This window comes from Aequorivita sp. IT1183 (genome assembly GCF_058068265.1).
In genome coordinates, this window is sequence record NZ_JBYRHS010000005.1 from 306,189 (window position 1) to 318,343 (window position 12,155).

8 protein-coding genes are annotated in these 12,155 nt (G+C 35.1%); 7 read left to right on the top strand and 1 reads right to left on the bottom strand.

Annotated elements, in window-relative coordinates; translation table 11 throughout:
- Positions 1 to 22: 22 nt before the first annotated feature.
- On the bottom strand, positions 23 to 1,681 hold the full coding sequence (gene gldJ, locus AC3RVF_RS12000; RefSeq protein WP_489693455.1) for a gliding motility lipoprotein GldJ: 1,659 nt from the start codon (positions 1,679 to 1,681) through the stop codon (positions 23 to 25).
- Between the two features lie 279 nt (positions 1,682 to 1,960).
- Here gldJ and AC3RVF_RS12005 point away from each other — a divergent pair, with 279 nt between their 5' ends.
- The 7 genes from AC3RVF_RS12005 to AC3RVF_RS12035 all read left to right on the top strand — a co-directional run bounded on the left by AC3RVF_RS12005 (position 1,961) and on the right by AC3RVF_RS12035 (position 12,092).
- Positions 1,961 to 2,524 carry a peptidoglycan-binding protein LysM gene (locus tag AC3RVF_RS12005; RefSeq protein ID WP_489692238.1) on the top strand — a complete coding sequence of 188 codons (564 nt, stop codon included), beginning with the start codon at positions 1,961 to 1,963 and terminating at the stop codon, positions 2,522 to 2,524.
- A 377-nt stretch (positions 2,525 to 2,901) separates the two neighbouring features.
- Positions 2,902 to 3,420 (top strand): peptidoglycan-binding protein LysM, encoded by a 519-nt coding sequence (locus AC3RVF_RS12010; RefSeq protein ID WP_489693456.1) that lies wholly within the window; start codon positions 2,902 to 2,904, stop codon positions 3,418 to 3,420.
- 222 nt (positions 3,421 to 3,642) lie between these two features.
- On the top strand, positions 3,643 to 4,161 hold the full coding sequence (locus AC3RVF_RS12015) for a peptidoglycan-binding protein LysM (RefSeq protein WP_489693457.1): 519 nt from the start codon (positions 3,643 to 3,645) through the stop codon (positions 4,159 to 4,161).
- A 90-nt stretch (positions 4,162 to 4,251) separates the two neighbouring features.
- Positions 4,252 to 5,058, top strand: a complete 807-nt coding sequence (locus AC3RVF_RS12020) for a motile sperm domain-containing protein (RefSeq protein WP_489692251.1) — start codon at positions 4,252 to 4,254, stop codon at positions 5,056 to 5,058.
- Between the two features lie 9 nt (positions 5,059 to 5,067).
- Positions 5,068 to 7,866, top strand: coding sequence for a hypothetical protein (locus AC3RVF_RS12025; RefSeq protein WP_489693458.1), 2,799 nt, complete (start codon positions 5,068 to 5,070; stop codon positions 7,864 to 7,866).
- A gap of 13 nt (positions 7,867 to 7,879) precedes the next feature.
- Positions 7,880 to 9,280, top strand: a complete 1,401-nt coding sequence (locus tag AC3RVF_RS12030) for a hypothetical protein (RefSeq protein ID WP_489693459.1) — start codon at positions 7,880 to 7,882, stop codon at positions 9,278 to 9,280.
- A 31-nt stretch (positions 9,281 to 9,311) separates the two neighbouring features.
- The gene (locus AC3RVF_RS12035) at positions 9,312 to 12,092 is read left to right on the top strand and encodes a response regulator (protein WP_489693460.1); all 2,781 of its coding nucleotides are present in this window, start codon (positions 9,312 to 9,314) and stop codon (positions 12,090 to 12,092) included.
- The last annotated feature ends 63 nt before the right edge of the window (positions 12,093 to 12,155 follow it).

Genomic DNA, 12,155 nt, shown 5'->3' on the forward strand with positions numbered 1-12,155 from the left:
TAAGTATTCGTTTTTTAACTGCCTACCCTCGAGGCTTCTTTTTCGCGATAGTTTTTGAACCAACTCTAGACATAGCGCACCTAAAACCAATAAAATCTCTAGACATATATTGTGGTAAATAGCGTCTTTGTGCTGGATCTAACCAATATTCGCGATCGCGCCATGAACCGCCTTTATAAACACGAACTTCATCATTTACTAATGTAGTTCTATTGCCGGTTTTATCGTATTGACGTTGTACAATACCTGCGCTATCAATACTCGCTACTTGAACCGGAGCATTATACATAGATTGATTGTCTGGAGTGTTTTGAGCTAAGTTCCGTTTAGATCTTTGATCGCCATCCAAGTAATTTCGATTGTCACTAGTATCAAAATTCATTCGAAGATAGGTTTCCGTTTCATCAACGGGTACTTGCACTAATTCGCCCGGAAGTTGGCGCGGCACTAGTTTACCAGTGGGTAATGTATCGTAAATAATACTACTGGCTGTAACTACATTAAAAGTACCATCTTCATTTCTGGAATCTTTAGTATAGACGTTTCCACGGTAGTAATTAAAGTCATTATACTCATCTGCAACTATCGGCCTGTAAACATCTGCAACCCATTCTGCCACATTTCCAGCCATATCGTAAAGACCATAATCATTTGGTGGATAACTTTTCACCTGAGCAGTTATATCTGCATTGTCATCGCTCCATCCAGCTATACCGCCATAGTCGCCACTTGATTGTTTAAAGTTTGCCAATTGATCGCCACGCACTTGCCGTTTTCCCGATCTGGTATATTGTCCGGTCCACGGATATTTTTTCCGCCCTTTATGTGAGTTGTATTCTCTAATATCGTTAAGGCCTAAAGCGGCGTATTCCCACTCAGATTCTGTAGGTAATCGATAATCGGGAAGAAAAACCCCATCACTACGTTGTAAATATAAATTGATGTTTTTAGCTCCAATCACGCTACTGTCGTTTCTATATTCCAGTAATTTACTGGAACGTTTCCCACCACTTAAAATAGAATCCTTTCCACCATAGGTTAATGTTGGCGCCTGAATATAAGTTTGAGTAGAAAATAGCTCATCTCCAGTTACATTATACCGAGTGTTACGTGCGGTAAAATCTACTTCTTCCAGTAATTTTTCGTTTACTCTATCTGTTCTCCATTTACTGAAATTAACCGCCTGAAGCCAACTTACACCCACAACTGGGTATTCTGAAAATGCGGGGTGGCGTAAGTAATTATTTACCATAGACTCGTTAAACCCTAAGGAGTTTCGCCAAACCAACGTATCTGGCACTGCGCTTTTGAGTATGTTTTTATAATTTTCCACATCAGGAGGGAAAACCCGCTTTAACCAATCTAGATATTCCAAATACATAACATTTGTAACTTCAGATTCGTCCATATAAAACGACATTACATGCTGCTGGTTGGAAGCATTGTTCCAATCGCGAACTGGATCATCTTGTACTCGCCCCATTGTGTAAGTTCCTCCTTCTATAAAAACCAAACCGGGACCTGTTTGCTGTTCTTTGGAATCTTTATTGTAATTACTTGCCGAACCACCGGTACGACCAATCATACTCCAACCAGTGCCGCGCGAACTATTTTTATAATCACGCTTGTTGGAACAGGAAACTGAAATAATAATGAGGAAGGCAAGCAGTATTCGGGGCATTTTATTTTCTAGATTTAGGAAGGTCAAAAATATAACTATTCTATTGGATTCGAATTAATGTTTCAATGAATTTGAATATTTAAATGTAAACTCGAAACCATAACACCCTAAGCGGTAGGCATAAAGGATGTTATCTATTAGAAAATAAAATCATTTCAAAATCTCGCAATAGAATCGAAGAATTATTTAAAAAGGCCAAATATCAGTTTAAAGGTAAATATATTAGTTAAAGTACAATCTTTTAATTATATTTGGCTACCATTTTAACACCATCTAAAAATGAAAGCACACTCTTTATCATCGTCGAATAAAAGAATAGTGACTATCTCAGCTATAACTTTACTATTCTTTTTATTTGGAATTAACACTGCGTGGGCTCAAAAAACAACTACCACAGTAAATCTTATATTGGCAGATGTAATTTCAATAGAGCAAGGAAGTGCTGCCGACGGTGGAACGGTCGATTTTCATTATGAAAATGTAAACGATTACAATTCCGAAAAAACAACTACTATCCCCAATAGCTTAATTATTACTTTCACTAAGCCTTTCAACTTGAAGGTAAAGGCGAATGGTGAAAATTTTGAAAATGGCTCTAATTCTATTCCTGTAGATGTATTAACTATTAAAAGAAACGAAAGCTCACAACTAACAGGAATCTCTGCTCCTATAGTACTTTCCACTCAAGATCAGATTTTAATTAGTGGTGCAGACAGAGGAAGTAGATTAAATCTTGATTTAGATTATATAATTCCTCAGGCAAAATCGTCTTCTACAGATATGTTGGGAAAACCTGCCGGTACTTATACGCAGAAGGTTACATATAGTGTTACTGCCATCTAGTATCATATTATTTATTCGCTAGAAAAACAGCTTCTGTTTTCTAATACTATTTAACAACACAAATCTCTTTTCCTTTACATTTAGGCATTCAAACTAAACTTGTGTTTGAATCTGTTCGCTGCAATATAAATGCAGCCAGAATATCTGCATACATTTTCACTCCTTATATATAGTCTGCGTTTGCAATAAGCCAAACGTAGATTCGCTATTATATATTAATGTGAATTCGCGGCAACCCTGCTTATCTACCCCTTGTAGATATTTTACTACACGCACTTACAATTTCTACTACAAACAAAACTTGCAATGCGTTCTATCTTTGTAGTGTCAAAACAAAGTAACTGACATTTAACAAAAAACCCCTAAATCCCTATATTATGAAAAACCTACTAATTATTTCTACACTAGCTCTTGGAGCATTCTTTTTCGGAACTAACAACGCACAAGCACAAACTACTACTGTAAACATTACATTACAAGATGTTCTTTCACTTGAAACTGCAGCTACCAACGTTAGCTTCAGTTATACATCTGCTGAAGACTACAACTCTGATCAAGATTACGATGTAGTTGATAACATTACAGTAACGTCAAATAAAAACTTTACGATTTCTGTAAAAGCTGCTGGAACCAACTTTACAGATGGATCAAATAACATTCCAGTAGATGTTTTAACTATCTCTGCTATAGCAGGTGGAACTATGGGTGGAACTCCAACTCCAATCAACCTATCAACTACTGACCAAGCCATAATAACAGATGCAACATTAGGTAGCGCATTGACACTTGATTTAAACTACAAAATTCCTGCAGCTAAATCATCATCAACAGATATCTTAGGAAAACCAGCTGCTGCATATACACAAGATGTAATTTATACTGCAACTGCTCTATAATATAAAAACATCAAACTAGAATTTAGGGATTTCCTTGGTTACAGTTTCTGTAATCTTGGAAATCCTTTTCAAATTAAAAACTTCGTTATTACACCCCTTGTAGATATTTTACTACACGCACTTACAATTTCTACTACAAACAAAACTTGCAATGCGTTCTATCTTTGTAGTGTCAAAACAAAGTAACTGACATTTAACAAAAAACTCCTAAATCCCTATATTATGAAAAACCTACTAATTATTTCTACACTAGCTCTTGGAGCATTCTTTTTCGGAACTAACAACGCACAAGCACAAACTACTACTGTAAACATTACATTACAAGATGTTCTTTCACTTGAAACTGCAGCTACCAACGTTAGCTTCAGTTATACATCTGCTGAAGACTACAACTCTGATCAAGATTACGATGTAGTTGATAACATTACAGTAACTTCAAATAAAAACTTTACGATTTCTGTAAAAGCTGCTGGAGAAAACTTTACAGATGGATCAAATAACATTCCAGTAGATGTTTTAACTATCTCTGCTATAGCAGGTGGAACTATGGGTGGAACTCCAACTCCAATCAACCTATCAACTACTGACCAAGCCATAATAACAGATGCAACATTAGGTAGCGCATTGACACTTGATTTAAACTACAAAATTCCTGCAGCTAAATCATCATCAACAGATATCTTAGGAAAACCAGCTGCTGCATATACACAAGATGTAATTTATACTGCAACTGCTCTATAAACTTCGGTTTTAACTCTTAAAGATTCCCTAAGTTACTTTTTTAACGTAATTTTGGGAATCTTTTTTAATTCTAAACCCATACAACCTAATATGCATACCTCCTGGCTTTATTTTCTAGTATTAATAGTTTCTACTTGCTTCGGTCTTTCTGCGTTTGGTCAAGGTATATCAATGTCGCCAACAAGACTTTTTTTTACTGGTGAGCCTGGAGCAGTTGTAAGTCAAACCATTACTATTAGCAATAGTTCTGATGCTGAATACGTATTTAATATAAATACCAAGGATTGGAAAAGAGAAGAGAATGGTAATAAAATTTATTTTAACGCTGGAAGTATAGAAAACTCAAATGCATTTTGGATCTCTACGTCAGAATCATCTATAAGTATTCCTGCAAAGATGACCAAGGATGTTGTAGTTACTATGGAGATACCTAAAAACGGTTCAACTTCGGTAGTTACAAATAGCATGCTATTCTTTACTCAAATTGGTAAGCAACAAGATAAAGCCGCTCAGCAAACGGGTATTGGTATTATTACTTTATTTGAATTTGGTATACACGTTTATCATACGCCAGAAGGCAATGAAAAACAGAGCTTAGACATTGTGAATTTTGAAGATGAAACTGATGACAAAACGAATCTTCAAAAAGTGGCTATTGGTATTTTAAATGATGGCAATCTAATAAATGATGCTACTGTAGAACTGGAGTTTACAAATACTAATACGGGCGAGGAAATTAAATTGGAGCCAATTAATATCTCCATGCTTCCTGGCGCTAAACAAGTTGTAAAATTTCAATTGCCCGAAGGCCTGTCAGGTAATTATCTTGGAGTTACTATTGTAAAAATGGCCGGTATTAACGACCTGCGAGTCGGAGAGAAAGACTTCGAGTTTTAAATTAATAAATTGATATTCCCAATCCGCATAACGTTACCTACATTAAAAAATACAATGCCACTTTTGGTGCTTGCGCTTCTTGGTGTTTTCAATAGTTACGGACAGCAAGTAAACAAACTAGATTTCTATTTTGAATCAGATTCTCTTTCGGTTAAACAGGGAAACAGTTTTATCAATTTTATTGTTCTAAAAAATAATAGCAATAAAGAAATAACTATTGAAAATATAGCGCCAAAAGAAATCTATCCAGGATTGCTTCTTTCTCCAAAAGGTACTTATATACTATCAAGTGGTGAGCAAAAAAGATTGCCTATCAAATTTTTAGTTAATACAGATTTTATGAAAATAAAATCGCAAAAAATAAACTATCAACTGTCTTGCACGACTGAAGGTAAAACAGAAAATTTAGAGGCTTCGTTTTTTATAGATAGAAATGAAGAGAAACATATCGCATTATATTCCTTCACACGCGAAAACTATATTGATCCTTCGCAAACAGAATCAACACTATCATTATATGTTGAGAATAGAGGGTTTTCTCAGCGCTCAATAAAACTTACTTTTCAAGCGGAGCCAGATGGTTTGATAATAAAACCTAGAGAAATTATACTTTCCTTAGAAGGACAAGAAAAAAGATTGGTTGAATTTCAAGTAGCATTACGACCTCAAGGTAATTTTTATCCCGATTATAATATTAATGTAAGAGCTACAGATTTAATTGACAATGAAAAAGTAGGGAATACCTATTTAAAATTAATCATCTTATCTAACAATCGCCAGTTAACACGGGGACCGGGAGCGGAAATGGGTAAAAATTTTGTTGAATTAGGCTATAATGAACAAAGTAGTGGACTTCAATATTCACAGTTAAAAGCGAACTCCACATTTGCATTAGGCAGCGATACGCAAGCAACTTTCAATTTAGCAGCAGATTATTATCTTTCTGAAAACCAATACAATATTAACGATACTTGGTTTGAGTTGGAGAAAAAAAATTCTTTGTACCGAATAGGTAATGTTAATGCGAATGATTACGATTACTCTGTGTCGGGAAGAGGGGTGTTGATTAATACCAACTTCGGAGAAAATAAATCTGTGGAAGGTTTTGCATTAGAGAATAATTATAATTTATACGGTACTTATTTTCCCGAGAATGAGGGTTCAAAATTAGCCGGGGCTAAATACAGCTTTGGAAGTACAAAAGGTTTTAACGGCAAAGTTTCTTATGTTTTTGCCCATAATCCGCGATTAGAGATAGATACTCAGGTTGCAAACTTTGCTAGTTCATTTGCATTAGATTCAATTCATAACTTTAGAGTAGAAACGGGGCTAAGTCATGAAAAAGGTCTAATAAATAATGACGAAAATATAGGAGTAAGAGCTAGTATAAATTATCAAACCAAATTTGGTAATTGGGAATTTAATTCTTTAAACGACGTAGGTAGTAGAAATTATGCGGGATTCAATCGGGGTTCTTTAAACTTCACACAGAATCTAGGATATAGAGTTGCTAATTTTGGACGCTTGTTTTTACAATATCAAAATACCCAATCGCAGCCAGAATATTTAAGTTATCAAGAATCTGAATATAGTATTAACCCAAGGTATTATCCGTATTATTTTTATAGCACACAATCTGTAAAAACAGGAACTCAATTTGCACTTTCCAACTGGAATTTTACAATCTCGCCACAAATAGAGAAACAAAAAAGTACAAGTAATTTGTTTGCTCACGCATTACTTTCATATCGTTTTCACACTAGTGTTGGAACAACCTTTCGTGGACACGGGATTAATCTTTCATCGGAATATTCATATTCTACTCCCTTAAACAATCAATGGTTTCATAGCTTAAAAGCTAATCTTTCATATAGATATGGAAGCTTTTCACTTAATGGTTCTGCCCAAATTAATCCTAGTACTATAACAGACTTAAATAATTTTGAAGCAAACAGCGAGAATTTTATCAATTATAGTGGTTACGCTTCCTACAATTTTCAGACTATAAACAATACCTTGACAGGCGCAATTGCGGCAGGAATTAATTTTTCCGAACTTTACAGCAACACAAATAAAACAATCAATGGAACTGTAGAATATAAATTCTCAAGAAGTTGGTCTGCAACAAGCTATGTTAATTACACCCAATATAATTCAACAATGAATTCTGGGTTTAGGGGAGATAATTATCAGTTGAGAGTAGGTATTAAAAAATATTTTATAAAAGCGACTGCTATAGGCAATCATAATATTAACTTACAATTATTTCACGATAAAAATTTTAATGGAGTTTTAGATTCAGATGAAGTCCCTTTAGCAAGCGAAACAGTTCAATTAGATGGTTTTGTAGCTATAACAGATTCAAAAGGTAAAGTTCGCTTTTCTAATGTACCTAAAGGAAAATATACTTTAAGAGTTAATGAATCTGCTGGCTTACGAATGGCTGCCGACCCAATTATTATTGTAGATAGCAATATTAAATTGAAAGTTGGTTTGGTGAAAAAGAATAAAGTAGTTGGAAAATTAGTTGAAGTTATACAGCAATACGATAAGCTAGCCACCTCGGTGCGGGGTGTTGTAGTTTATGCTAAAGATAGTAATGGCCAAGTTATAAGTACGGTAGTAGATCAAAACGATACATTCGAATTTTATTTAGATAATGGTGCTTTCGAAATTTATATTCAAAACAATAAGTACGATTATTTAAATGCTTCGCAAAAGGTTAATCTTGAGAACGAATCGCTTCCAAAAACCTTGACTTTTGAATTCAAAAAGAAGAACACGGAAATTAAGGTGAAGAAATTTTAAAACAGAAAAAAGGATGAAATTATTAAGCTGCATTGTTTTAGGTTTCCTTTTATTGGGAAGTACATTTATGATGAAAGCGCAGGATGTTATTTTTACACTGCCATCTGATGATATTTTTGCCCGTAGAGAAGTTTCAAAACAACTAACAGTAATGATTTCAAATGGATATAAGTTTAGTTCAGACCCTACATTTAATGCCATGAGTAGTTCTGTTTTTTACAACACCAGTGCTGGAGCCTCATTATCAAATAATTTACTACTCTGGCAACTTTATAAAATTGGTAATGATTTCCCACTTTTTAATCCTAGTAAAGATTATATGCCTGGTTTTCTTTCTTTTACGCAAAGCACCCAAGCTTGGTATTATCCACATCCTTCAACCTGGGCGCCTAGTGGCAATGTAATTTTTACTTTTAAAATGCTTACCACAGCTTTTGCCAGTAATGCTTTCTATTCAGGAGATTATACTCTAGAAGTTGCTCAATACTCTAATAACGTTTTTACACCATATGCTTTTAATGTAATAATTTCAGTTCCTAAAGCAATTAAATGGATAACAGCTGGCACTTCCATAACGCAATCAATTACATCTCTGGATAATTACAGACTGGCAGCTGCACAAGTAGAAACTAGTTTGGGCAGTTTTACTCTTGGCAATACGGTTAATTATAAATTGAATGCCAAAAGTTCTTCTACCACAATACAGTTTACATCTTCAAAAGGGGTACAAAGCACACGAAATGTTTCTCTAGTAAAATTAGGAGGAAGCGATCCCAAAATCACTTCATTGTCGCTTACATCAAGTTATCAGGACTTTACTCCGGGAAATAACTTTACTGTAACAGCCGGTAATAGAAGTAGTTTTCAACTAAAAACCTTAATATCCAAAACCGATTTTAACGCATACTTTTTTGAGGCCGGGACATATAAATTTCAATTAAATCTGAATGCAAAAAGTACTGATAACACGACCTCAGCAATTCACAATTTAGATTATACTATAAATGTGGCGCCGCTTTACGAAATAATAATGCCTACTTCTGGGAACGAGGTAAATTTCACATTTAATACAGCATCACATTATCAAAACGGACAAACAAAAACAGTTGCCAATCAGTTAAAGATTTCTAATAACGAGACGTACGAGTTTAACGTTAAAACAGATGCGGCGTTCTTTAAAAAAGCGGGCGTACAGTCTGATGTGCCTTCAAATATATTGCAGGTTGGTGTAGATGGTATGTCGCAAGTAGCTTTATCTACAACTTCACAAAAAATTATTACCAACGGAACTCCCGTATTAGATAGAAATTTAAATATTAAATACACCATATCACCCACAGCAGCACAAACGTTAGTTTCTAAAGAAAGAAATACCTACACTATTAACGTTATTTACAGTTTCACCGCCCTTTAAGGGTAAGCCCCCAAATTAATAAATCAAGAAGATGACAGTAATTAATCCAAAAGAAAATCCAGAACAAGATCAATCAATTATAAAACTTAACGTACTCAACAAGCGCTATGTTGATGTGTTTGATTTTGTAATTTTTTCAGTTTCAAAAATGATGGACATGGCAACATGCACTATCACCTTATTTGATGAAGACGAATCTTTTGTAGTTGCAAGCAGCGATGATTCCATCGAAAAAATATGGCCACTTAGTTCTGCACAAAAAAATAACTTAGAGAAAAATAAGAAAAACACAGAATTTAATCTGGCGCCTCATACCATAGAAAAATTTGAAGTAAAGTTTTATGAATCTCTTCCCGTTTTAGAATCTAAGGGAACCGTTTTGGGAAGCCTGAACATCTTTGATAACAAGGAAAGAGTTTTAACAGATTTCGAAAATGAATTCTTGCAAAAATCTGTTCAGCAGATAAAAAGATGGTTAGTAAGTAAAGGAAAAGAACTTCGATTAGAAAAACACGATAATTTATTTCAACTCTCTAATGATTTAATTGGAATTTGCACTTTCGAAGGTAGTTTCGTTAAGCTTAATCCCGCATTTTCTAATACTCTAGGGTGGACTAGTGAAGAATTCATGGATACTCCTTTTATTAATTTCATTCACGAAGATGACGTGAAAGCAACGACACTCGTGATGCAAAAACTAATCAGAGGTAGATCGGTTGTTAATTTCACAAACAGGTATAATACTAAAAACAAAGGAATCAAGTGGATAGAATGGACTTGCACTCCTGAAGTTGAAACAGGGCTGATATTCGTAATTGGTCGTGATGTTACGGAATTTGTTGAAAGGGAAGCACTAATCAAAAAGAGCGAACAGAAATTCCACAATTTATTCGATAACGTACAAGGCATATTAAGTATTCACGACTTAAAAGGTAATTTCATAGATGTGAATCAAGCGGGATTGAACGCTACTGGATATTCTAAGGAAGAAATGCAAAATGCCACCCTTTATCATCTAATAGATCCTGAAAGACACGGTGAAATAAATGAATACTTAGCCGCCGTTCAGGAATTTGGAAAGGTTTCGGGTGAATTGTCGATCAATAAAAAATCTGGCGAAAAGGCCGTTTGGTACTTTATGAGTACGCTGGATGAAAATTCGACAGGAAAACAACAAATTATAACGAATGTTCTTGACATCACGGAGCGGAAAAAATTGAGTAACGAACTAAAGCAGGCCAAGACGGATGCTGAAGAAGCATTTAAAGCCAAGTCGGAGTTTGTGGCAAATATGAGTCATGAAATTCGTACGCCATTAAATGGGATTATTGGTTTTACGGAACTCGCACTAGCAACAAATTTAGACGAAACCCAGAAGCAATATTTAAATATTATAAACCAGTCTGGCGTATCTCTTTACAGTATTATAAACGATATCCTCGATTTTTCCAAAATGGAAAGCAATCAGATGAAGTTGGCGATTGACCGAATTGAAGTTGAGGAAGTAGTTTCAGAAGCATTCAATATTGTTTCCTACGGAATAAATAAAAAAGGCTTGGAAATGTTGATGGATATTGATCACGAAATTCCAAGGTTTATCTGGGCAGACGCAATGCGCCTAAAACAAATTTTGGTGAATTTATTAGGTAACGCCTTAAAATTCACGGAGCAAGGTGAAATTAAACTATACGCAACAATTTTAGAAGACTACGGTAACGGAAAAATGCGCCTTCGTTTTGGTGTTAGCGATACAGGAATAGGGATTCACAAAGACAAACAGGTAGAAATTTTCAACGCATTTTCGCAAGAAGACGGAAGCATTACCAAACGCTATGGCGGAACAGGACTGGGATTGTCTATTTCGAATAAATTATTGGCATTGGCAAACAGCAAGCTGCAATTAGAAAGCGAACAAGGAAAAGGAAGTGATTTCTTCTTCGATCTTGACTTTAAAGTAGAAACTGAAGAATTAGAAAATGGATTGCAGGAAATAAAAAAAGTGCTAATTGTTGATGACAATGAAAACAACAGAAAAATCCTGCGACGCATGCTAGAAATTAAGGACATTAAAGTGGAAGAGGCAGATAGCGGCTTAAAAGCTTTACTAGTTATGCTAGACAACCCTGAATTTGATGTGATAATTATGGATTACCACATGCCTATAATGGATGGCATTGAAACCATTCGGAAAATAAAGGGACTAAAACCTTCCGAAACCCACGAGCAGCCTTTTATCGTGCTGTATAGCTCTTCTGATGACGACCAACTTCAAACGGCTTGCGATGAGTTAGAAATTGAAAGTAGGCTTGTAAAACCAATCCGAATGAAACAGATGTACCAGATGTTATCAGGGCTCAAAAATCTTTCGACAGCGAAAACTTCCATTCCCAATGAAGTAGTTTCGGCATCCACCATTACCGATTTAAAGATTTTAGTGGCGGAAGATAATGAGGTAAATATGCACTTAACAAGGCTCTATCTACAAGATCTTATTCCAAATGTCATAATTATTGAGGCATTAAATGGAGAGGAAGCGGTAACAAAATATATCCAAGAACAGCCAGATATTGTTTTTATGGATGTGCAAATGCCTATACTTAACGGATTAGATGCCACCCGAAAAATTAGAGCTTCTGAAACGCATGTGGAAGTACCAATAATTGCCTTGACCGCTGGTAGTCTTCCCGGCGAAAAAGAAAAATGCCTTGATGCGGGAATGACTGATTTTCTTACCAAGCCGCTGTTAAAACAAACCTTGGGCAACATGCTTTCAAAATGGTTGGGAGTACAGATGATTGGTGGAGGAAATTAATAAAATTGTTGACACATTTTGATATGAACGAAAAAGTTAAGGAATAGAATTTAAAGAATATTT

Coding starts and splice junctions, on each gene's coding strand:
- AC3RVF_RS12005 (WP_489692238.1), top strand. CDS start 1,961: ATGAAAGCACACTCTTTATCATCGTCGAATAAAAGAATAGTGACTATC.
- AC3RVF_RS12015 (WP_489693457.1), top strand. CDS start 3,643: ATGAAAAACCTACTAATTATTTCTACACTAGCTCTTGGAGCATTCTTT.
- AC3RVF_RS12020 (WP_489692251.1), top strand. CDS start 4,252: ATGCATACCTCCTGGCTTTATTTTCTAGTATTAATAGTTTCTACTTGC.
- AC3RVF_RS12030 (WP_489693459.1), top strand. CDS start 7,880: ATGAAATTATTAAGCTGCATTGTTTTAGGTTTCCTTTTATTGGGAAGT.
- AC3RVF_RS12035 (WP_489693460.1), top strand. CDS start 9,312: ATGACAGTAATTAATCCAAAAGAAAATCCAGAACAAGATCAATCAATT.
- gldJ (WP_489693455.1), bottom strand. CDS start 1,681: ATGCCCCGAATACTGCTTGCCTTCCTCATTATTATTTCAGTTTCCTGT.
- AC3RVF_RS12010 (WP_489693456.1), top strand. CDS start 2,902: ATGAAAAACCTACTAATTATTTCTACACTAGCTCTTGGAGCATTCTTT.